The sequence below is a fragment of the Acinetobacter sp. genome (genome assembly GCF_036666595.1).
In the GTDB taxonomy this organism is placed as follows: domain Bacteria; phylum Pseudomonadota; class Gammaproteobacteria; order Pseudomonadales; family Moraxellaceae; genus Acinetobacter.
Map to the genome: position 1 here is coordinate 25733 of NZ_JAVWVO010000009.1, position 24091 is coordinate 49823.

Consider the following 24091-nt stretch of genomic DNA (forward strand, 5'->3'; position numbering starts at 1 on the left):
TAAAAATGATAGTTACTCCTAATTTAATCAATTAACAACAAACTCTCCATTATTATTCAGAGTAATTTTCAACAACTTTCCATTCTTTTTATAAAAGATTTCATAGTTTTTATTAATTGTTATATTGTTGGAAGCATCTATAGTGATTTTTTTAAATAGTCCCAATGCATTTACTGAGGTAAGATTAATTACAGAGCGACCAGAATCTGAAGACGATGGAGATGCTATTAGGATCACACCATTTTTTGATTCAGGAAAGATAACTGAACTACCATAGTTTTCATCAAGTTCGTTATAAACCTTCAATAAAGCGGAAACATCAATTAAATTTACTTTATCACAACTAGTCTTACTATTTTTCAAAATGCAGTTGATGTGATCATCAGTATTATAAGGTAATAAAGTTACAGAAAATCCATCATCATTTTTTTTATTAATTTCTTTTAAAACTCTACCATTATCTCTGCCAATTTCATTTAACCTGTTTATGTATTCACCCCTATAGCACTCTTCCTTTACCAATCCAACACCCTCCCCTAGAGTATAAGATTTTTTACTCTCACATCTATTCTCAATACTTTTTTCCCATAGGGTAAAATCTTTTCTTTCATTGTTTTTTAATTTTTTCAACTCTTTTTCAAGAAGAAAATTTTCATTTTTAATACATTGAAATTTTTCCTCAACATTATTTGAATTGCAACCATTTGTGCTAGTTTTTGCACACGCCACATTCAAAAAACCTAATCCTATAAAAAAAATTAAATAAAAAAAATTAAAATTAAACATGGTGTTAAATTCCTTTAAAATTATTTGGAAGTCTTAATTTAAATGGTTTTGGAATACTATCTTTTAATTCAGAAACTGTACCGTGTGCATGAATTGCTTTTCCATGACCAAAAATTAGACCATCTCTAACAGCTTTATCATGAAAAACATTGACCCATGCTTTTCGATTATATTCATCAGAATAATATTTATTTGCATAATTCAAATGTCCCCCTACAATGGATGGGCGACCATTTGCTCTTTCAATCAAATAACTATTCACGAAATTTTTTATCCTTGAGCTAACAGCAGACATTGGCATATTTTGAACAGAACCATATGGCTCTAAACTTTTAGGCCCTGTTATTTTAGAGAACTGACGATGTGCATTGACAACATTTCTCACAGTACCTCCCCATACACCAGATTTCGTCCTATTTAATATAGTATCTACAACTCCAGCAGCTTGTTGTTTAAAATTATTTTCATTATTAAATTTAATTACCTCAGTCTCCGTTACCTTCATAATATCAATAATATCTTGATTCGATAAAATCAACTCACTTTCTAAAATATTAGATTTAGGAGCGTCATTTTTAAAGATAACACCAGAACAACTGAGTAAAGATTGCTTATTTATTTCTTTTAGTAAAACAGAGAATAATTCTCCATTTAGATCTTTAACTGTTTTTTTAAAATAAATTTCATTTCTAGCAACCATCGAAAATTTTGTCACATCGTAATGTACCCATGTACTTGCTCCCGAAGAACCATCATTAAACTTTTCTGGTTCCAGATAAATTTTATCATCTTGTCTTTGTTCTGAAGCATTCATCTTAGATACTAATATTCTTTTACGTATTTTATTCATATCTTGAGAAGCTGTAGTTCTAACTCCATTTTTATTAAAATGTATATCTAAAGCTAGTCCCATATGGTTAACACTAGTTCTTTTCTTTTGCTTATTACTCTCGATACACCTATACCCGGACTCTATATATGCTACTTCGATATTTTCAGATTTAAAATCTTTTTTTAGATAAAAACTTAATGCCTTCAACACCCATATTAAAGACCTATGTAAACCTGGATACTCATTTGCAGTATTTAATCCTGATTTCACCCCTCTAATATTATTACCATACCCTAAACATTCACCACACGGACAAGAAGCCTTCACCATAAAACTTGCTATTGGATACTCATAGTAAAACTTATCCAAAGCGGATAAAACACTTCCACAAATTTTTCCAGTTTCAATCACCCCCATATAATCCCTCTGAAATTGCCTAATACAAGCAGCTGTTAAGTTAGTAAACTCATCTGTGGGTAATGCACCACCAAACCCAGCTAAACGAATATTAATTTCTCTAATTAATTCACTTTTACCTGATGAAATACATTGAGGATTGGTTTTACATAAATTTTCAGTATTTGTTTTGGGTGTTCCACTCTCTTGGCTACGGTCTTCAACTGTCGGGATTTTAGAGCCTAAATTGGCAGTTTCATTGAGTATATTCTTACCCTCTTCATAAAGCTCATTCACCTTATTTAGGATTTCATTACCTAAATTTCCTGAAAAAAGCCCATCACCTTGTTTTTTTTGTGGACTCATCTGAGAAGGCTTTTTTGCTTCTTGCCTCTGAGATATTTTTGATGTTGTACTAGGGGACGATTGATTTTTTGGTTGTGTGGCTGATTTTTCTTTTTGTTGATGCACATGATTTCCTGCAGCTGGAATATTTACTTCCAACTTAATCACTTGACCAATATAAATCTTATTTGGATCATCTATCTTATTTAGGCGTTCTAATGCACGAACTGTCGTATTATTTTTTTGAGCGATATCAAATAAAGTTTCTCCTTTTTTCACAACATGTGTTTTTCTTTTATATTCTCCATTACTTCCCTGATTAGTGAATGTCGTTAAGTTTAAAAGAACTTTAGGGCTCGTAATCTTTACAATCATCCTATCTCTAGACATAACAAAGCTTTGGACTTTTAGCATTAAACCATCAAACATACTTTTGACATGAACATCTAATGCTGTACCTTTATCTCGGCTAATTTCGACAATGCACCCTTTAGAATTTGTTGCACCAGCTGCAATAACCTGTCCAGTCCTTTGGTTCGTCACTTTATATTGAGCTTTAGAAATTGGGCTTCCAAATAAATCTAAAATTTGTATAGTAACCAATGATTTTTTATTCATTTCTAATCCTTATTATTTTCATTATGATTTATTTCTAAATTCTCACCATTTACATTTTTATCAATACTAAAATCATCTTCATCAAAACTTTCGACTCGTAAGCCCCATTCATCATCAGATCCAACAAGCACTTGGACTTTTGTTGGGTCTGATGTGTTAATTTTTCCTGTACGGCCATGTTCATCTATTACCCCTGCAATAAATGCATTTGTCTCAGGAATAAAAGCTTTGTAACTGAGCTGATTGAAATCACTTGCCCAAAATAAATTATAAATATCTAGCCGATTGCTAAAAGTAGAAGAGCAAGGTAATTCAGGAACCTCATAAGATACTTTTGCCCCACCCACAAAACTATGCTGGCCCGCCTTACTTTCAAACTTTCCACCTGTTGTCGTAAAAATCCCATCCCCATTGATTTTGAGCTGCGAACCACCAGCGGTGAGCACAATTTCTTTCGGACTGGTTATTTCTATTTTATCTTCTGTTGAAATTAGCTTAATCACCTTACGTGCAATCGCTTCTATCGCATCATCTTGTGCCTGTAATTCAACTTTTCCTTTTGCAGCAAATGCCTTTAGCCCTTTTTGTGCAGCAAATAAGCTCACTTTATCCTGTGCATGCGCAATAATATTCTTCTGGGCACTTAAGTTAATTGACCCCTGTGCGCTTTCAGCGATGTCTTGAGAAGCCTGTAAAACAATATCTTCAGGTGTAGTTAAGGCAATACCATTGGGGGAAGCCAGCAGCATTAAAGCCTGACGAAAGATCTTCGCTTGAGCTTGATTCTGAGTATCCTGCGTTTGCTCTGCCTCTTGAGCATATGTCTCCATAAAACCTTGCATGGAGCCTAATGCCTGCATGGGATTAACATTCAGTTTGCTGCCTTTATTAAAGCTTCCGCAAGCACTAGTCAGGTCAAAATCTTTCATCTCAACATTGGCAATCACTTTGCCAACATCTTTTAAAGCGGCGAATGGATCCGCATTCAATTTTTCTTTAACGCCTTGCAACTGACTTTTCAAAGCATCTGTTCCATGTTCTTCGAGGTTATCAATAAAGGCTTTTAAATTTTCTATTGAAGCCTCTGCATCCCGAAAATAATCTTTAAATTCATTGATCAAATTGTCTGTGTCTTGACCAAATTTTTGAATATCCTCAATAAAACCACCACACGTTTTTAATGCCGAAATCGGATCCTGACTAACTGCGGTTTTAAATAAACCAACGGTTGCTTGGAGTGCTTGATTGGCGCCTTTTAACTCTACAGACTGAATCAATTTAGGCAGACGATTAACCACATTCAATGCATCAGTCTGTTGTTTAACAGCCAGAGTACTCAACATGTGCATACTGTCATGACCTTGCTGCAAGATGGACTGGGCTTCGGATGCAGCCAAATGATCTGCGACCGCTTGATCCTGTGCATAGGTACTAATCAAGAGGCCTTTGCCTGCACGCATGGCTCCCCATTGATCCGTTCTTAGCTCAAACCCCTCACCACGCCCATCACTGTTTTCAGTTGCTTTTGGATGACTTAGGTTGCCAAGGTTGAGCTGACTCGCTCCATGACTGCTGTGTAACTGCACACTAATTTGCCCTGTCGTATCATCAAAACGCAGCTGGTTAAAACCTTGCCCTGCAACTTCTTGTGATCGAATCCCGCTGAGTTTTTTCGTCGCAGGCAATGTCCCTTTCACATCAAACATGGTTTGGTGGCGCTCCGCTTCATGAATACGTCCCACCACAAAAGGTCGATCGACATCCCCCTCAAAGAAGTCGATGACCACAATTTCTCCGACACGCGGATGAAAACGTGCGCCATACCCCTCACCCGCCCATGGGGTCAATACATCGACCCAAGCCGAGTCCGTGTCATTGTCATTTGCACCCGCACCACCATCATGAGCATGGTCATCACTACGCGTAAACATGAAACGAACTTTTATCCGTCCCCATGCATCCACATAAATTTCCTCCCCTTCAGGCCCGACGACTTTGGCCCGTAAAGGATAAGCTGCTGGACGGTGTATCCACGCTTGATATTCTGGAACAATTTTGACCTCACGGCGTACGACAAAGAGTTCATTGGCTTGTCGTTCCTCACTCAGACCTTGCCAGCGACTCCCTTTTAGTAACAGATTGATTTGCTGTAGCAACTCTTTGGGTAAATTATTTTGGTTATAAAAGACTTTGCCTAAAATGAGAAATTCACGCTCTGCGGACACATGCTGGTCTATTTCAGGATGATCAATCATTTCAAACCAATAGCCGACTCGCGCATCTCGAACGCTACTTTTTGCTGTGAAATATTTGGAGTAAAGCTCGTGATATTGGTTCAGTTGTTGGTTGAGACGATCTAGTTGACTGCTATTGGCAAGCGTGACCTGATCTTCACCTTGTAGATCAGCCGTCCATGCTGGACTGACACACCAGACTTGTTCCAGACCCAAACTTTCATTGTCTTGTTGATCACTGTGCTGATGCGCACTCAACACAGCCTGACTCTGATCTTGAGCTAAATGTTGCGCTTGCCAACGCTGCGTCTGCACAGTCGTGGACTGTAAGTGACGTTCAGCAATAAAACTGGTGATGCTATCAAAAGGCTCAGTAGCATGGCTGCGGTGGAAACGAATCTTTCGGCGGCCCAGCGCTGTAAAAGCTTGATTATCATCAATCAAACGAAGTTGCTGTGCCTGAATCGGTTCGGACGAACTGAGCACCATCGGAGCTTGTTCATCGATCAACCAATTAATACCTTCACTCCGCCATAGTCGAGTGAGAAACTCAGCGTCGGTTTCATTAGACTGCATGACAAAGGGGCGTACATCATAATCACGGCTCAAACCGTCTAAGTTTAGGCTTAAGCTGGCTGCAAATAATGTACTGTGACTTTGCCATTCGCTAAACAGAGTTTCAGTGATTTCACGAACACTTTTACTCATAAACACGCGACTGTTTCTGCGCTTATGCCACAGCGCAGTTGCATCTTCAATCGTCAGTTTATAAACAGTTAGTGCGCCATCACTTTGCCCCTGACTGGCACTGGTAATCACCCCCGTCAGACGAGAAAGCTGCCCCACATCCGTGACCTGATCAACCGAGACTCGCCCACCAATGAACTGTTTTAAAGGTAGATAAGCATTGGTCGATAGACATAGAATTTCAGCTTTTAAGCCTTGATTGATTCTGTGCTCGCCCTCAATCCGCTGAATAAACACCTGTGTGTTCAAAGCCGGATTGGAAAAATGAATATGCAAAGCACGTTTTTGCGAGCCAAATCCAAAGGATTCCAGCATTTTATAAATAGAATTGAACATGGTCATTATTAAGTTATTGGTTTTTATACTTGTGCGCGGAGTGTACAAAATGTCTTTTTTTTAATCTAGTAAAATAATGTTAATGAAGTCTTAGCTCTCAAAAAAACAAAAAGGAGCAGCATGCTCCTTTTTGTTCGATCTCATTTTAAGCTTTAGAAGGCGACACGTTTATAGTGACGATACTCTGGCTTCCAGAAGTTCTTCTCAATCGCGTGTTGCAATTGCTCATCACTAATAATCGGGGCTACACCTGCATCCATTGCTGCTTTGGCCACTTTAAAGGCTATCAGCTTAGAGACTTTCTGAATTTCATCAATCTCAGGCAATAAATCTGCTGTAGGGTTCACGAGCATCGGTGAGCAATCTGCCAAAGCATTACTCGATGCAATTAACATCGAATCGGTCACACGGGTTGCATTGGCCGCAATCACACCTAACCCGATGCCTGGGAAGATGTATGAGTTATTACATTGCGAAATATTATAAATTTTGCCTTGATAGTTTACAGGAGCAAAAGGACTGCCCGTCGCAATCAAAGCCTTGCCGTCCGTCCAGTGAATAATATCTGCTGGCACTGCTTCTACACGCGACGTTGGATTAGACAGTGGCAATACAATCGGACGATCACAGTTCGACGCCAAAGTGCGAATCACTTCTTCAGTGAATAAACCCGGCTGACCCGATACTCCAATCAACACAGTAGGTTTGGCATTTTTCACAACATCAAGCAGTGAAATCACCTCTTCAGCATTGCCCCATTCCGCTATCACGTCTGGCTTTTGCGCCAATTTACGTTGGAAATCGAGTAGATTCGGCTGATTTTCAGTGATTAAACCAAAACGATCAACCATATACACGCGTGCACGCGCTTCGACATCAGTTAAACCTTCAACTTTCATCTGCGCAACAATTTGCTCAGCAATCCCACAGCCTGCTGAACCCGCACCTAAGAAGGCAACGGTTTGATCTTTGAGCTGTTTACCCGCCGCACGTGATGCAGCAATCAAACTGCCCACAGAAACGGCTGCGGTACCTTGAATATCATCATTAAAACAACAGATTTCATCACGGTATTTATTCAATAACGGCATTGCATTATTTTGCGCAAAATCTTCAAATTGAATTAAGGCTTTCGGCCAACGACGCTTGATCGCAGCAATGACTTCATCGACAAAAGCATAGTACTCATCACCACTGATGCGCGGTTGATTCCAACCCATATAAATCGGGTCATTCAGTAACTGCTGATTATTGGTCCCGACATCGAGGGTAATTGGTAAGGTGTAAGCTGGGCTAATACCACCACACGCGGTATATAGCGACAATTTTCCAATGGGAATACCCATCCCGCCAATGCCTTGGTCTCCCAAGCCTAAAATACGCTCGCCGTCGGTAATCACAATGACTTTGACATTTTTCTTGTTGATGTTATGCAAGATGTCATCAATATGCGCACGGTCTGGATAGGAAATAAATGTGCCACGATGGCGACGATAGATATCCGAGAAACGCTGACAAGCCTCACCCACCGTTGGAGTATAGATGATCGGCATCATCTCACTTAAATGGTTTTCAATGAGGTGATAGAACAAGGTTTCGTTGGTGTCTTGAATGTTACGCAAATAAATGTGCTTATTGATCGCATCATTAAAAGCACAGTACTGTTGATAAGAACGCTGACTTTGTTCTTCAATACTTTCTTCAACATGCGGAATTAAACCATGCAAGTTGAAGCGAGTGCGCTCTTCTTCCGTAAATGCGGATCCTTTATTTAACAGCGGCAACTCAAGTAAGGTATTGCCCGCATAAGGGATGTATAAGGGTTGTTTTGTCTTTAAATATTCTGTCGTCATTACCTATCTCGTTATACATAGATTTAGATGAACCTATGGGGAGAATCTATGCATCTAATTCGGCTACTAGCTTAGCGCCATTTGCGCATCTTTTGATATTTATAAGCGTGATGTAATTATCAAAGCGATTTAGTCTGAAAATAAAAATCAAACCAACTCAACGTAAAAATGACGTTTACGACAGTCTTTCGGTCAAATAACGCATGGATAAAATTTGAACTTGAACAAAGCTCAAGCTAAGCTAGCGCTTTTATTTCTTCTTTATATTAAAAATGATCATCAAAAAATTGATGTTGTTGAGCCTTACGTGTCTTTACCTCACACAAATGACAGCATGCCAATCCATTTCTACGGCACAAACTACAGTGAGTGATAAAATTACAGGACTATTTGGTCATAACGAAAAACTGCCTGAAATCGATCCCAAAGGCATTGTCGATATCAGTAAAGCTACCATCGAGCAATATGAGCAACTCAGTGCAAATTTACCCTTGAACCAATGGGTCTATTTGGAGAATGAAAAACAAGGGATTTATCAGCTACAAAACAAATCGACCGAAGGCTTTGTGCTCTCGCTACGTCTGAATTGTAAAATCAGCAGTCATCCGCCTACATTTGAGCTTCAAGATGTGCAAGGCAAACGTATCTTATATGGCTATGATAAAGAAGCAGGACAGATTCAGTTTTTACTCGACAACAAAAACTACGGCAATCCCTTTGATCCATTTCAACGCCAAACCCTGAGTCGTTTTCAACAACAGCTTGCCAGTGCCCAAGTGATTAAGCTCTTTCATGCAGGCAAACTGTATCGTTTTCAAAACCAAAATGCAGAACTCCTGAGCAAACCTGTCTCATGCCGTGAAAATAGCTAAAATGGAGGTTATTTGGGTGGGTTCAAATGTGACATATCGACAAACACACCGGTCAAACGGCGCACAATCGGTAGCACAATGAGCACTACAGGATAGGCCACCACCCAAGACATCATCCATGCGGACAGCCAAACCTGTAGGAAATTGTCCACCCAGCCCAAATTGCGCCAAAGATTGATCATCGAGATAATGCCACTCATAAAAAATGAGATAAAAAATGGCAAAATAAACATGGCGTATTTTGCTGGTAATTTGGGAATATTGCCAATGATCATCGGCCGCTGTTCAGACACGTTTTATCCTTAAAAGTATGCGTTTTGGTTTTCATCATACTGCGCTTTTCATGTTTATTGCAGCGCAATCGTTAGCAGTTTTCGAACATTTTTTATTCTATAAAAATGGATTCACCTAAAGACGCGGAAATTTGCTATATTTAGCGTTTTTCTGCGACATCAAATTTTCGACTGAATATGAACACGGCAATCCAAGCAGCTCTCGAGCACGCAGTACAAAACCTTCAAGCTGAAGGTATCCTTCCAGCAGACTGGAACAACAGCAGTACTTTGACGCGTACCAAAGACCGAAGCCACGGGGATTTCGCGTCCAATATCGCGATGATTGCCTCTAAAGCTGCGGGTATGAAGCCTCGTGATTTAGCCGAAAAAATTCTTGCTGCACTGCCTGAAGTGGCGGACATCAGCAAAGCAGAAATCGCAGGCCCTGGCTTTATTAACTTCTTTTTAAATGCTGACCAACGTTTTGCTGTACTTGATCAAATTCAAGCGCAAGGCAAGCAATTTGGTCGCACGCAAGCCAATGCTGCGAAAAAAATACAAGTGGAATTCGTTTCTGCCAACCCAACATCGAGCTTGCACGTTGGTCATGGTCGTGGCGCTGCCTATGGGATGACGGTTGCAACCTTGCTTGAAGCAACAGGTGCGACGGTAGACCGTGAATATTATGTGAATGATGCAGGCCGTCAAATGGACATCCTTGCAACATCTACCTATTTACGCTACCTCGAATTAACAGGCCAAGAACTGGTTTTCCCTAAAAATGCCTATCAAGGCGATTATGTTAAAGAAATCGCGCAAAGCATTATCGATGCTGATGACGATGCCTACGTCCGCCCTGTGGCAGACGTCTATAAAGATGTCCCTGAAGATGTGCAATATGCAGAAGAACTCGATGCTGAAGGCAATAAAGTTGTCCTCTCAGGTGACAAAGAAAAGCACATTGATGGTTTAATTCATAATTCACAAAGCTTAATCGGTGAAGCTTACCGTGTCTTCCACCAAGCAGCACTCAATGCGATCTTAGATGACATCAAAGATGACTTGGGCGAGTTTGGCGTAACCTTTAACCAATGGTTCAGCGAAGCCTCATTGACAGACAAAATTGATGAAGCTTTAGAAACTTTAGAACAACGTGGTTTCTTATACGAAAAAGACGGCAACATTTGGTTCAAATCGACTGAATTTGGCGATGAAAAAGACCGTGTTGTGAAGCGTCGTAATGGACAAACCACTTACTTTGCTTCTGACATTGCTTATCACCTGAATAAATTACAACGTGGCTATACCGATATTATTGATATCTGGGGCTCAGACCACCATGGCTATATTTCACGGGTTAAAGCCGCGATTGATGCCTTGGGGTATGACTCGAAAAAACTCACCGTTCTATTGGTTCAGTTCGTCAGCTTATGGCGTGGTGGCGAGATGGTACAAATGTCATCTCGTTCTGGTCAGTTCGTGACTTTACGTGACCTGCGAAAAGAAGTGGGCAACGATGCTGCGCGTTTCTACTACGTGATGCGTAAGTCTGAGCAACACATTGACTTTGACTTAGACCTTGCAGTTTCACAAAGCAAAGACAATGCGGTGTACTACATCCAGTATGCGCATGCACGTGTCAATCGTATGGTCGATGTGAAAGCACCTGAAAAAGGCATTACTTTTGATCGTAGCAAAGCAGCTGATTACGATGCGACCTTATTAACTCTTGACGCTGAAACTGAAATTCTTGCCAAACTTGCAGCTTATCCTGAAATTGTGCTTCGTGCTGCAAATAGCTATGAACCACACCAAGTGGGTAACTATTTGAAAGAACTCGCAGCGTTATTCCATGGTTGGTATAACTTGGATAATACAAGAATTATCGACGAACAGAATATTGCCCTTTCGCAGGCCCGTTTATTACTTTCAATAAACGTACAACAAGTTTTGCGTAATGGTTTAGAGTTACTAGGTGTGTCTGCACCTGAAGCCATGTAATAAGTGAAGCAAAGCTTCACACATGGCTGCAAGACCGAAAGCTATGCTTGAGGTAACGATGTAGAAAGCAACGCTTTGCACATCGTCGCAAGACACAGGGCTATGCCCGAAGTAGCCATATCAACCATGATGTATTGCTCGCTTTGTGAAACTTGAATTTTGCAAAGCGATTCTTTATTTTACGATGACGCCTCTTTTAATCCCTTGAGGCCAAGTATTAAAATAAAGAAAAGAATGGGCTAGTCCCTCATATTGATTAGAAGAAAAGAGGTTTCCACGTGTTTGGAAAAACGCAGCGCGGTGTATCTGAAAGACCGAACAAACCCAAAAAGCCACTGATTCCAGCTTGGCTTGGTACACTTGTGGTCATTTTAATCGTGCTCTGTTTTGCTGTAGCACTGTTACTGTGGAAGCCTTGGGCACCAGTGAAGCCGAAAGGTCAAATCACTTCGGAACATTATCAAGAAGAAACCAATAAAGACTACCGTTTCTACGACTTACTGCCACAGCAGCAAGTGACTCCGATTCCAGATCAAGCCATTCCTGAAACTAAAGACAATCCAAGCACCGTAGTGATTGTTGAAGCACCTGCTGCTGAAGAAAGCACTCCTGCTGAACCAGGTTTAACCGAAACAGCACCGGTACCACAAGCACCAAGCTTTATTTTGCAAGTGCGCAGCTACCCTGACCCAGACAGTGCCGATGCACGTCGTGCAGAAATTATCTTAAATGGTCTCTCTGCCGATGTAGTCAAAACCGTTGAAGGTGGCCAAACATGGTATCGCGTGATTTCAGGGCCATATGACTCGCAAGAAGCCGCGGTGATTGCGCAACAAACCCTACAACATAGCGGCATTGACTCAATTGTGGTCAAACGCTAAAAAAAGGATGCCTCGGCATCCTTTTTTTATACTCTGAGTTTGGAGAGAAAGTTTTGAATCAATTGCGCAACATGCTCCGCATGCACATATGCCAAATCATGTTGTCCCTGTGACACGATGTGCAATTCTGCATGTGGTATTTGACGGTGTAAGGCCTGCCCCACCGCAACAGGACTAATCGGATCTGCATCGCCCCAAATCAACAAAACTGGACACTGGATACGCTCCAGAATGCTCGTCAAATCAGACTGATGCTGAACAAACCAATCAGGAACAGTAAAGCACTGTTGATAATCCTTTCTCCAATCCGCTACTTGAAAAGGACTTAAATCAATGCCGCCTGAGGTTGCCACGAGTACCAAAGCCTGCACCTGCTCAGGTTTTTGTAGGGCAGATTGTACTGCAAAAATGCCACCCATCGATTGTGCAACGACCACAGAAGGCTGTTGAATTTGATTCAATACATCGTCTTGTAAGCTCTCAAAGCTCTCAAAGCTCTGCACATCCACATCATCAGGATAACCACCAAAGCTCGGATAAGCGACGACCATGGTTGAATCGTCCTGAGGAAGGTGCTGTATGACAGGTTGCCAAAATGCCGTATTGCCCGATGCACCGGGTAAGAAAATCAAGTTCAAACCATCACCACCCTCTAGAACCCACTAAGCTCTTTGGCTTTTTTAAAGGCTGGGCGCTGCTGAATGCGCTGTGCATAAGCAACCATTTGAGGGTTATGGGCTTTTACCCGCTCTTGCATCGCCACCACAGGGAAGCTCATTTGGATATCGGCAAAGGAAAAATCCCCTGCAAAATATTCATGTTGAGATAAATAATTTTCCAAATATGCACTGTGCTCTTTCAAGCGTGGATTAATAAAGCCACCTTTCACCCCATCACAAATTTTATTGGCAAGCGGTTTAATTAGAAATGGGACATGCTTGGGTACATTATTCATCACCAAGGTCATGACCAAATATGGCATCAATGAACCTTCGGCATAATGCATCCAGTAGTTATATTGCATTAAGTCCTTTGGATTTTGCGGTTTAAACTTGTGCTCCGTATCGTAGGTGGCTTGCAAGTATTCTAAAATCACCGCAGATTCTGCAATGACCAAATCACCATCGGTCAAAACAGGGGCTTTGCCTAAGGGATGAATGTTTTTTAACTCAGGTGGCGCAGCATAGGTCGGTAGGCGTTTATAAAACTTCACCTCATACTCCAGCTCTAATTCTTCCAAAGCCCATAAAATGCGTAAAGAGCGTGAATGTTCTAAATGGTGCAGGGTAATCATTGTTTTGCCTTTTGTTTTAATTGAAATCTAGCACTCACTTTACGCTAAAATTTAGATTTTGCACCTGTCGATGCACATGAATACCCAGTCGCGCAAAATCCTTTACCGCCTATAAAAAACCGTCAACCAATTTAAACAATTGAGGTTTCAATCTCGACAGAACGTAATAGAGTTTTAGTGACTGGTGTCTTTTGACAGATATCTAAGATTTTTTGGCGCACTTCTTCTGTCAATGTTTGCTCAAACGACAAACGACGGCTGATCCATTCTCGGCCTTCTTTATTAGCATTAAAATCTGCTTCGACACTAAAAGCCCCCCACTCAATACCCTTGTGCTGCGCATACATCCGTAGGGTAATCATGGTGCAGGAAATCAAACCTGTACAAATAAAGTCATAAGGTGCTGGGCCTTTATCTTGACCGCCAAAAGACTCTGGTTTATCGGTAATAAATTGGTGTCGCCCACTGCTTACTTCACCAGACCATGCTTCGACGCATGTTTTGACTTCCGCATTCGCAATTATTGCCATATTTTTATTATCCTATTTTTCATTGATATTATTTTGAATAGGTTTCAAGTATTGAAACTGTCCACCTATTCTGTTGTTGAACGACTTTTCGCAGTATTCAAACCACTTATTTTGAAGCACGCATTTGGTCTGGAAATGCCGGAGCTTCCAAACGCGGACCTTCATAGTCAGGAATGGAACCAAAACGTTCATCTTGTGCAATCCACTGATCACGCGCAATTTTCAATTCTTCTTGAGTACGACCAACAAAATTCCACCACAGTAGAATTGGACTTTCAAATGGTTCACCACCTAACAGTAACAAGCGGCTGCCAGCATGAATTTCAATTTCAATCGCACTTACACCCTGCTCGAGCACCACCATATTGTCTTCAGTCAGTTCGTGCCCATTAACCGTGGCTGTTCCTTCTAAAGCCATAAATCCATATTCAAAGTTAGGATTGAGTGTTAAACGGGTTTTGGTGCTTTCTGCTGCGCTTAAATCCACTCCTAACAGTTCGGTATAAACACTCACAGGTGAAGTGGTATTTAAAAACTCTCCGACCAAAACGGTAAATTCCACCCCATCTTTTTCCACCACTGGCAGTTCTGGATAGTGATCGAAACGGGGTTCAACAGCAATTTGTGCATCGGGCAATGCAATCCACAATTGTGCCGCATGCATTTTGGTTTCTGTATCTGGTGCGACTTCCGTATGGGAAATCCCATGTCCTGCGGTCATGAGGTTGACCTGTTTTGGACGAATCAACTGTTTGCTACCCAAACTGTCGGTATGCATCATGGTGCCTTCAATCATCCATGTAAAGGTTTGCAAACCGATATGTGGATGTGGGCCAACATCTAAACCGTCCCCTTGAGGGAAGGTTACAGGGCCCGCGTGATCTAAGAAACACCATGCACCAATCATTCGTTTATGGCGACTTGGCAGCGCACGCTTGATGACCGTCCCTTGGCCGATTTCAGCACTTCTCAGTGGAAACTCTTGAATGAATTGATTTACGTACTTTTCACAGTCATCCGAATGTGAAAGTTCAGTATAGTTATTATTCGTCATGTGCTTACTCATTACAGATCCATATGTTCTAGATCATAACAAGCAGATTCCCAACTGCACATCCCTAAAAATAGAATGCTGATTCTTAAACTTGGGACAATATCTTGTGTTTTCAAAATCTAACTACAAGACAATGAGTGGATGTAAAATGTTGTTACATCTTTCTCCCTATATGCCTTAGGAGTTCATACGCATCCACTCAAACTTTATTAGAAAGTATAGATATTACGATTTCGAATGACTCACTTCATCCCAATAATCAAATACCACAAAAAAAGGACGCCTAAGCGTCCTTTTTCAAAAAGTAATTTTCGTTAGAAAATTACTCCCATTCAATCGTTGCTGGTGGCTTAGACGATACGTCATAAACCACACGAGAAACATCTTTAATTTCGTTCATGATACGAGTCGAAATTTTATCTACAAGATCATAAGGAAGATGTGCGAAACGTGCTGTCATAAAGTCAACGGTTTCAACCGCACGAAGTGCAATCACCCATGCATAACGACGACCATCACCTACGACGCCAACAGATTTCACCGGTTGGAATACAGCAAAGGCTTGTGCAGTTTTATCATACCAACCACTTGCACGAAGCTCTTGCATGAAGATGTCATCTGCAAGACGTAAAATGTCTGCATATTCTTTCTTCACTTCACCCAAAATACGCACGCCCAAACCCGGACCTGGGAATGGATGGCGATATAGCATTTCAAACGGTAAACCTAAAGTTGTGCCTAAACGACGCACTTCATCTTTAAACAAATCACGGATTGGCTCAACCAATTCAAACGCTAAGTCATCTGGTAAACCGCCCACATTGTGGTGAGATTTAATCACATGTGCTTTGCCATTTTTGGTTGCAGCAGATTCGATCACGTCTGGGTAAATCGTACCTTGAGCAAGGAAGTTTACGCCATCAAGCTTACGTGCTTCTTCAGCAAAAACTTCAATGAACTCACGACCAATGATTTTACGTTTTTTCTCAGGATCAACTTCACCAGCAAGTGCAGTCAAGAAACGCTCTTCCCCATCGGCACGAATCACACGGATACCCATGTTTTTCGCAAACATGTCCATCACTTGTTCGCCTTCATTCAAACGAAGCAGGCCGTTGTCAACGAATACACAAGTCAATTGATCGCCAATCGCACGGTGTAAAAGCGCTGCAACAACTGATGAATCAACGCCACCCGACAGACCTAAAAGAACTTTTTGATCGCCAATTTGCTGACGTAATTGTTCAACGCGTAGGTCGATGATGTTTTCAGAGTTCCACAGGCTACGGCAGCCACAAATGCTGTGTACAAAGTTCGATAATAACTCTGCACCTTTTGCAGTGTGCGTTACTTCTGGGTGGAACTGAATACCGTAGAAACGACGAGTTTCATCAGAAACCATCGCAACTGGACAGCTTGATGTGCTTGCAGTGATTTGGAAACCTTCAGGAATCGCTGTCACTTTGTCACCATGGCTCATCCAGACTTTAAGTTGGTCTTTGGTATCTTCAAGATCACCAATCAACTTGTCACGAACTTGGATGTTTACTTCGGCATAACCGAACTCATGTACAGTACCCGGCTCAACTTTACCGCCAAGCTGTGCAGACATGGTTTGTAAGCCATAGCAAATACCCAAAACTGGTACACCTAAGTTGAACACAACTTCTGGCGCACGTGGGCTGCCTTCTTCGTGTACGCTCTCAGGACCACCTGACAAGATGATACCGTTTGGATTAAATGCACGAATGTCTTCTTCAGACATGTCATAGGCATACATTTCAGAATATACGCCAGCTTCACGTACGCGGCGTGCAATAAGCTGGCTATATTGAGAACCGAAATCCAAAATAAGGATACGATCTTCAGTAATTTGAGTATTGGTAGTCATGACAAACAACTATGAAAGGCAAACGAATATAAGCGCCGTATTCTAGCATTTTTCCGCGCATAACGCACATAATTCGGACAAGCTTTATACAATGATTAAAACCCAATGGTTTTTATATCAAAAAGCACGCTTTCGCGTGCCTGATGTTTATTTCAAAACTTTTTCTATTTTAACGACTTCAATATCGGTCGGTTTATAACGATGTGTATCGACCTCACCCACAACCTGCACTTTATCGCCTGCTTTAATATTGGATGCTTTCCATAAATCGTCATCAATATCCAGTAAAATAACTCCTGTACCATCGCTGAACTCGTAGTGGTCTTCATTGAGATGTTTCAGCAGTGTCCCTTTTAAGGTGACCGCCGTTTCATCTTTGAGCTTTGCAATGGCTGACACAGAGACATGGTTCTTTGCTGCTGCTTGTAAAATGATATGGTCATCCTTGGCCCATGCACCAGCGGCAAGACTTAAACTGATAATACATAACCCTATTTTAAAAAGATTTTTCATCTTATTTTCCTCATGTTTTATTGATCTTGATCAAAACAAAAAATAGGCATCCACACCGTACTTTTTTGTAAATAAAAAAAGCAGCATCGTGAATGCTGCTTTTCATTTTGAATTATTTTTCAATCAGATGATCTAGACTCATTTTTCCTGCACCATGCAGCATTAGAAAAAATAAACCACCCGCCATGGCAAAGTTTTTCATAAAGTTAATGCTGTCTTGCGCGCCATCGTGAAAAATAAACGCAGTAATTATACTAAATAGACCTAAGCCAAACGCAGCAAAGCGGGCTTGAAAACCAAATAACAGCGCTAAACCACCACCAAACTCAACTAAAAGGGTTAAAGGTAATAGCGCTCCGGGAACACCCATAGACTCCATATACCCTACAGTTGCGCTATATGCTGAAATTTTTCCCCAGCCTGCAACAACAAAAATATAAGCCATGAGTACACGGGCAATTAAAGCTAAAACTGCATCGGTATTGGGTTGATTGACAATATTTTTGACCACAACATTTGGATTAAACATTTTTACACCTTTAAATACGTTTTATTTGAAGTTGTAGCTATCTTAATGTTCTCTATTTTTAGAATAAATATGCATTTTTATCACGCATCGTTTCAAAATAAGAACACCAATAGCTAAATTTATTTACGTTTTAATACTGACTTCTGATAACGAGACTGCTAGGATTTCCGCACTCTTTTGCTTATTTGTGCCCCATGGAACTGATTGATTTTATATTACATGTCGATGACCATCTGCTTGAGTTTATCACCAACTATGGGGTTTGGATTTATGCAATTTTGTTTCTCATCATCTTTGTGGAAACAGGTTTGGTGGTCATGCCGTTTCTACCCGGCGACAGCTTATTGTTTGCCGCAGGTGCCTTAGCTGCATCCACAGGTGCAATGAACCCATGGACTCTTGGTGTTTTACTTTTTATCGCAGCTGTACTGGGCGATACGCTGAATTATCACATTGGTCGTTATATTGGACCGCGCGTTTTTGAAATCGAATCCCGTTTCATCAACAAACAGCACCTGATTAATACGCAAAAGTTCTTTGAAAAACATGGGGGTAAAACCATTATTTTTGCGCGCTTTATCCCTTTTGCGCGAACCTTTGCACCTTTTGTAGCAGGTGCAGGAAAAATGAATTACAAATTTTTCCTGTCTTATAACCTGATTGGTGCATTCTGCTGGATTGGTTCATTTATTACTTTAGGCTATATTTTTGGTAATGTGCCTGTGGTCAAAGACAATTTCACGCATCTGATTTTCGGCATTATTATTATTAGTGTCTTGCCGGGGATTATTGGTTTTATTCGTGCCAAATTAAAGAAAAAATCAACCCCTGAAGCTTAAGCAAAAAAGCGTAGAATCACGGGAAACATACACACCACCAACAACATGGCCGATCCTTTATATAAGAGATCGGCTTTTATTTGTTTGGACTCGCCCGATAAAATGGCACGGCCAAAAGACATCCAGAACAGTGCCGTTGGCAATAACACCAGACTAAACACGGCAAAGACCAAAAAGAAATTGGTGGGATTATCCCAGGCTTCATAGGGAAAAATACCTGCAGCAAATAAGACCGCTTTCGGATTTTTCAAAGTAGAAAAAAACAATTGTTTAGGTCGAATCGAGGTAAAACGTTGATTATGTTTTTCTAAGTGCGAGCTTTTCCACAAATGAAAAGCCAGCCAGAACACATAGACTGCACTGAGTGCATGTAAAAGGTCTATCAGATAGGGCCAAGTCGGTGTACTGAGATGAATCAGGAGTGCCCATAAATTGATGGCATAGAAATACCCAAACAGTTCTGCGGGTACAAGTAAGCTGGTCTTCGCCAGACCTTGCTGATGTGCAGAGCTTGCGAGTAAAGCATTGGTTGGTCCCGGGATCATCAAGACAGCAATCATTGCCAATACAAACAGCCAACTCTCAATCATAGACATCCAACAACAGCATTAAAGATGCGCAATTTAGCCGAAAAAGAACAGTTTCCTCAAGTCAAAGCGGAAAAAAACACAGAACCCATGAGGTAGAAAAGTGCCCTGTAAAACGATAGTCCGTTGTTTTATTAAAATTATTTTCGAAACATTTTGCTAAGGTTTTAATGACTGCTGAAAGGTTGAACCCTTCAGCAGGATGAATAAATGCGGCATTAATTCGTCTTATTTTGCACGGTAATCGCACAGCCTTTGAATTTTGCAGCTTGTACAATCGCCTCTTGCTGACCCAAAAGTCGTGAAATTTCAGTTTTTTTGGTATTCGATGATTGTCCCATATTCACTGAAACACTTGGGCCAAAGCCCCAACCGCCACCATGACTCCATCCACCACCCAGACCTAGACCCACACCGACACCCGTACGTTTTGCAGTAGGTACACCTGCATCTAAATGTTGCTGAATCCGATTATATTCCGCTTGTAACTGTTGGCAGTTCAAAGCTTGATACTGTGTAGGAGAGACATAAGTCGGTTTAACCGTTGTGGCACAGGCACTCAATAACAGCGTACTGCCCATTAAAAAAGCAATTGTGATCTTTTTCATGCTGAATCTCGCAGTTTATTATTCTCAATCTCATTGAACAATGATTGATAGGCCTGCGTCAATTTATGATCGTGTGCCAAATGAATCAAGGGTAAATTTTTGTGGTGAGATTCTTTCATCAGCACCGATGGGGGCAACATACTTTCTAGCACAGGCAGACCTTCATCCTTCAGCTCTTGCACCACTTCACGCGGAAGTTTGGCCTGCGCTTGGAACTGATTCACCACAATGCCTTCAATTTCCAAATGATCATTATGATCGTCTTGGGTTTCGAGCACATTTTCGATCAAAGTTTGCAATGCACGTTTAGAAAAGACATCACAATCAAACGGAATCAGGACTTTATTGGCTGCGATCAGTGCCGACAAAGTAAAGAAGTTAAAGGCTGGTGGTGTATCGATATAGACACGATCATATTTTCCAGCAAGTTGTTGTAACGCATCACGCAGTTTATAAATTTTATGTTTTGACTCTAAAGCATAAGCCAATGCCCCCAGGCTTGGGCTGGCTGGAATCACATCCAAATTTTTAAAAGGGGATTGATGTACATAACTTTCTAAGCCTTTAGCACGCCCTTTGAGGATCGAACCAATAGCACTGCCCAATAGACTTTTATTTTGAGTTGTTCCAAGTACTTCTTCAAAATAGTTTTCAATATTGGGTTCTAAAGCAGGCTTGTCTGCCGAATACGTTGCGTCATCGCCCAGCACATACTGACTCGAATTCGCTTGCGGATCGAGATCAATCAGTAAGGTTCTTAGGCCTTGATATGCACTAATTGCTGCCAAATTCACTGCAATACTGGATTTGCCGACGCCACCTTTTTGATTAAATACCACACGTGTATGCATGAAATCCCCTCCCTCTTGTTATTTTTCCGCTATAGATAGCAGTGTAGCGCAGAACAATCGCTGTGCCGATAATTATGTCTAACAATTAGCCAAAGTTTGGTTTAATAACGACTAAACCTAAAATGGAAATCATCGCAACCACCACCAAAAATAAACCCGCTCGGCGCTGTGTAAGTAAAATGCTATCTTCTTTTTTATACGCTTTCGACAAAGAGGACAACATCACTAAAAATAAAACCACTTTGGCATAAAACCATGTTTGTACATCAAAGTTTTTCATCACTAAAAGTGCAATCCCAGTCAGTACAATCACCAGCATGCTTAAGTGCTGAAGAGCAACAAAAGCCGTTCGACCCGCTGGATTAGGCTGATTGCCTTGGACGCCTTTAAATAGCGTCATGGCACGCGCCAAAATCACGACACATGCCAAGCTGACCGCACTCATATGCACGATCTTAATCAATAATTGTGTTTCCATGACTAAATCTCTGCTTAGCTTTTCGGGGCGTGCGCGCAATTTGGGCTGGAAGTATCTTGCCCTTGCCACTCTGCGGGTAGAAAGGCATGAATAGCCAAAGCATGAATTTTACCTGGACTAAGTAAATCTCCTGCTACCGCATAAATTTTTTGATGGCGCTGAACTAAACGCAATCCCGCAAAAATATCACTCACCACGATCACTTTAAAATGTGATTCTTTACCCGGAAAATAGCCGCCATGACCAGAAGATTCATTCACGACTTCTAAATGCGATGGGGAAAGCTGTTGTAAGCGTTCAATCAGTTGCTGCTCCAAGCTCATACCTGTCTCCAAAAATAATGATTCGTTCAGAGTATACCTGTTCCTTCAGGATGTTGAATGCGTAAAACCCTTTCAGCTAGCATCAGGCACAACGTTTCGTGAACAAAAGTTAAAAAAATCTCAAGGCATCGTCTAAAACTGGCTTTATTTTATGCAATTAAACTCAGCTTTTTCATAAAGCTATTGACCCTGAACTTGCTTGCTGTATCATACAGCGCTATGCGGGAATAGCTCAGTTGGTAGAGCACAACCTTGCCAAGGTTGGGGTCGCGAGTTCGAGTCTCGTTTCCCGCTCCAAATTCAAAAAAGCCCTCATCGAAAGATGGGGGCTTTTTTATTTGGCAATATCTCAAATACATCTCCATTCAGATAGCAAAAAGGTACTGTGCATATATTCACACAGTACCTTTTCTGATGAATTACATGCTGATTACTTAGTAAACAATTTGGTTATTATTTAACAGACTATTTAACAGTTGTTCATTTGTTAAGTTTAAATCTGCTGGAGAAATATTATCCAAAACCAAAAGATCTGACGCAGAAAATCCATTACTCGCGCCATCACGGTCAATACTAATCACTGCTTTACCATCAACATTGGTTTCTACTGAAATATAATCCCCAATATTGGCCGATGTTTGCAGACCATCCAGTAACGCTGAAATATCTATCTTGTCTGCATCAGTACCAAACTCAAAGTCGGTCCAAGTATCTGTACCATTGCCACCCGTTGCATCCGCATTATCTAACAAGTAATAGATAGCAGTATCGGCACCATCTCCACCAGTCAGAATGTCATCACCAGCACCACCCTGCAAAATATCATCGCTGGCTGTACCAGAGAAATCGATGGTCTCATTTACTGGATCTGTTGTGATGGTTAAAACGGCATCTTCAGTATTGCTATACTCGTCTTGAACGGTATACGTGAAATTATCAACCACTGAAGTAGCATTTCCTGATGTTACTGTGGACGTATAGATATAATGCCCATTTTCGTAAAGATGTAATGTCCCGTGGGTACCTGTGATGATAGCGTAATTGCCATTTACATCTGTTTGGTTGAAGGTAATAGGAACTCCGTTGACTTCAATGATTGAACCATTTACTACGTCATCGTTCGTAAGCACATTCCCTTCGGCAACATATGTTTTTTCATCAACGCCATAAACTGCGGCATTCACCTCATTAAACAACTGTGCAGGATTACTCAGGATTTCTTGAGCCACTAGCTGCAACACATCATCCAATGCAGGGAGTAAGTCACCTGCACCAATGGTAGTTAATAGATCCTTGACACTCCCTAATAAGCCATTCAAAGCGTCATTTAAACTTAAATTATCAATCAAACCTGCCAGTAGTACATCTGCAATTAATGGCTCGATCACCAGATTAAATAAATCTTCACCAATTAAATCAAGGTTATCAACTACACCATCAACCAGACCACCTACAGCATTTAATAGAGGCTGAACAAGGCTAGGACCAACTAATGGTATGTTGTTTATAAGGCCTAAGACCCCACTATTTATATTACCCTCAAGAATTTCACCAACCGTCGCACTCGTAATATCACCAAGCACAAGAGCGAGTAGAGGATTCGCTAAAACAGCCTGTAAAGTTGATCCTAAACCTGATACTAAAGGGTTGGGATTGCCTTCGACAAGATTCAATAATTGTTCGACTGAAAGCTGATTTAATAATCCAGCAGCAATATTTTCATTACCTATTAAGGCGTCTTTAAGTAAGCCAGTAACTGTATCCAAAATTAAAGTTTCGACCGTATTACTGCCTAAGTCTTCTAAACTCACAGTAGATAAGATATCAGCCAGTTTACTTTGGTCGCCCTGAACCACGACTTCATAATCGCCTGGTGGCAGGTCATGAATATCTAGTCTTAAGCCATTGCCATCATCACCGATAACACCTAATGCTTCCAATCCTAAAGCACCTGCGACTAAACCGCCTTGAGCCGTGCTTGATGCTGCCACTGTATATTCTTGACCTGTTTCCTTATTTATAACAGTAAATGAATATGCATCTGCCACAGTTACCAAGGATTCGCTTTTGACTGTGATGACAACATCTTGAGCTCCATTTGCTATACTAAACTCTAGCTTGTCTGTAGCACTACTACCAGCCAGTAGCTTAATTGCTGTGTCAGAAGTTAATTCACCGATTGGATTTGGATTAACCTGACTTTCTTGGTAAACGGCATTAGCACTATCATTTTCAAGTACCAGCGGATCATTTGTAAAGATTAAGTCGCCAGCCGTTGCTGTATCTGTGCCTGTATTCCCAGCCTTATCCGTCACTTCGACTGTGACATCATCACCTGCCTGAACCGCTGCTGTATCTACTGTCGCGCTGAATGCGCCCGTATCATCAGTCTCGCCTTCCCAGATCGTGTTGCCATTT

General features: G+C 41.0%; 22 protein-coding genes and 1 tRNA gene. 5 read left to right on the forward strand and 18 right to left on the reverse strand.

The genetic code is table 11. The features are described from left to right. Positions 1–27: 27 nt before the first annotated feature. The 4 genes from RR876_RS12095 to RR876_RS12110 form a co-directional block, all read right to left on the reverse strand. Positions 28–786, reverse strand: a complete 759-nt coding sequence (locus tag RR876_RS12095; protein ID WP_332477744.1) for a hypothetical protein — start codon at positions 784–786, stop codon at positions 28–30. Between the two features lie 4 nt (positions 787–790). Then, entirely contained in the window at positions 791–2977 is a 2187-nt protein-coding gene (locus RR876_RS12100) for a LysM peptidoglycan-binding domain-containing protein (protein ID WP_332477743.1), read from the reverse strand. A 2-nt stretch (positions 2978–2979) separates the two neighbouring features. Next, complete coding sequence (locus RR876_RS12105) at positions 2980–6294, reverse strand: type VI secretion system Vgr family protein (protein ID WP_332477742.1); 3315 nt, start codon at positions 6292–6294, stop codon at positions 2980–2982. 152 nt (positions 6295–6446) lie between these two features. Next, complete coding sequence (locus RR876_RS12110) at positions 6447–8147, reverse strand: NAD-dependent malic enzyme (protein ID WP_332477741.1); 1701 nt, start codon at positions 8145–8147, stop codon at positions 6447–6449. 272 nt (positions 8148–8419) lie between these two features. On the opposite strand from RR876_RS12110, the gene RR876_RS12115 reads away from it, so the two are divergent. After that, positions 8420–9019, forward strand: a complete 600-nt coding sequence (locus RR876_RS12115) for a hypothetical protein (RefSeq protein ID WP_332477740.1) — start codon at positions 8420–8422, stop codon at positions 9017–9019. A gap of 8 nt (positions 9020–9027) precedes the next feature. On the opposite strand, the gene RR876_RS12120 is transcribed toward RR876_RS12115, so the two are convergent. After that, positions 9028–9312: a DUF2798 domain-containing protein gene (locus RR876_RS12120; protein ID WP_004684392.1), complete on the reverse strand. Its 285-nt coding sequence runs from the start codon at positions 9310–9312 to the stop codon at positions 9028–9030. Between the two features lie 177 nt (positions 9313–9489). Between RR876_RS12120 and argS the strand changes: the two genes are divergently transcribed. Continuing rightward, entirely contained in the window at positions 9490–11295 is a 1806-nt protein-coding gene (gene argS / locus RR876_RS12125) for an arginine--tRNA ligase (RefSeq protein ID WP_332477739.1), read from the forward strand. Between the two features lie 278 nt (positions 11296–11573). Beyond that, complete coding sequence (locus RR876_RS12130) at positions 11574–12176, forward strand: SPOR domain-containing protein (protein ID WP_332477738.1); 603 nt, start codon at positions 11574–11576, stop codon at positions 12174–12176. Positions 12177–12202: 26 nt separating this feature from the next. On the opposite strand, the gene RR876_RS12135 is transcribed toward RR876_RS12130, so the two are convergent. From RR876_RS12135 to RR876_RS12165, 7 genes are all read right to left on the reverse strand, one after another. Beyond that, positions 12203–12814, reverse strand: a complete 612-nt coding sequence (locus RR876_RS12135) for an alpha/beta hydrolase (RefSeq protein WP_332477737.1) — start codon at positions 12812–12814, stop codon at positions 12203–12205. Between the two features lie 14 nt (positions 12815–12828). After that, entirely contained in the window at positions 12829–13470 is a 642-nt protein-coding gene (locus tag RR876_RS12140; protein WP_332477736.1) for a glutathione S-transferase, read from the reverse strand. A gap of 131 nt (positions 13471–13601) precedes the next feature. Beyond that, positions 13602–14000: an OsmC family protein gene (locus tag RR876_RS12145; protein ID WP_332477735.1), complete on the reverse strand. Its 399-nt coding sequence runs from the start codon at positions 13998–14000 to the stop codon at positions 13602–13604. A gap of 106 nt (positions 14001–14106) precedes the next feature. Next, entirely contained in the window at positions 14107–15054 is a 948-nt protein-coding gene (locus tag RR876_RS12150; protein ID WP_218289132.1) for a pirin family protein, read from the reverse strand. Between the two features lie 322 nt (positions 15055–15376). Next, positions 15377–16945 (reverse strand): glutamine-hydrolyzing GMP synthase, encoded by a 1569-nt coding sequence (gene guaA / locus RR876_RS12155; protein ID WP_332477734.1) that lies wholly within the window; start codon positions 16943–16945, stop codon positions 15377–15379. 147 nt (positions 16946–17092) lie between these two features. After that, positions 17093–17458: a NirD/YgiW/YdeI family stress tolerance protein gene (locus RR876_RS12160; RefSeq protein ID WP_332477733.1), complete on the reverse strand. Its 366-nt coding sequence runs from the start codon at positions 17456–17458 to the stop codon at positions 17093–17095. Positions 17459–17570: 112 nt separating this feature from the next. Beyond that, positions 17571–17987, reverse strand: a complete 417-nt coding sequence (locus RR876_RS12165) for a DoxX family protein (RefSeq protein ID WP_332477732.1) — start codon at positions 17985–17987, stop codon at positions 17571–17573. A gap of 194 nt (positions 17988–18181) precedes the next feature. On the opposite strand from RR876_RS12165, the gene RR876_RS12170 reads away from it, so the two are divergent. Continuing rightward, the gene (locus tag RR876_RS12170) at positions 18182–18826 is read left to right on the forward strand and encodes a DedA family protein (RefSeq protein ID WP_332477731.1); all 645 of its coding nucleotides are present in this window, start codon (positions 18182–18184) and stop codon (positions 18824–18826) included. Here RR876_RS12170 and RR876_RS12175 read toward each other — a convergent pair. The 5 genes from RR876_RS12175 to RR876_RS12195 form a co-directional block, all read right to left on the reverse strand. After that, entirely contained in the window at positions 18823–19416 is a 594-nt protein-coding gene (locus RR876_RS12175; RefSeq protein WP_005401909.1) for a LysE family transporter, read from the reverse strand. The genes RR876_RS12170 and RR876_RS12175 overlap by 4 nt on opposite strands. Before the next feature lie 215 nt (positions 19417–19631). Continuing rightward, positions 19632–20021 (reverse strand): hypothetical protein, encoded by a 390-nt coding sequence (locus RR876_RS12180; protein ID WP_332477730.1) that lies wholly within the window; start codon positions 20019–20021, stop codon positions 19632–19634. Next, on the reverse strand, positions 20018–20872 hold the full coding sequence (locus RR876_RS12185; RefSeq protein ID WP_279679147.1) for a ParA family protein: 855 nt from the start codon (positions 20870–20872) through the stop codon (positions 20018–20020). Before RR876_RS12185 ends, RR876_RS12180 begins: the two co-directional genes overlap by 4 nt. A gap of 85 nt (positions 20873–20957) precedes the next feature. Next, complete coding sequence (locus RR876_RS12190) at positions 20958–21350, reverse strand: SirB2 family protein (RefSeq protein WP_332477729.1); 393 nt, start codon at positions 21348–21350, stop codon at positions 20958–20960. 14 nt (positions 21351–21364) lie between these two features. Next, positions 21365–21673 (reverse strand): BolA family protein, encoded by a 309-nt coding sequence (locus tag RR876_RS12195; protein ID WP_176536954.1) that lies wholly within the window; start codon positions 21671–21673, stop codon positions 21365–21367. 221 nt (positions 21674–21894) lie between these two features. On the opposite strand from RR876_RS12195, the gene RR876_RS12200 reads away from it, so the two are divergent. Then, positions 21895–21970 (forward strand) — tRNA-Gly (locus RR876_RS12200). A gap of 137 nt (positions 21971–22107) precedes the next feature. Here the strand turns inward: RR876_RS12200 and RR876_RS12205 are convergent. Next, positions 22108–24091 (reverse strand): type I secretion C-terminal target domain-containing protein (locus RR876_RS12205; RefSeq protein ID WP_332637084.1); only part of this gene is annotated, 1984 nt, incomplete at its 5' end.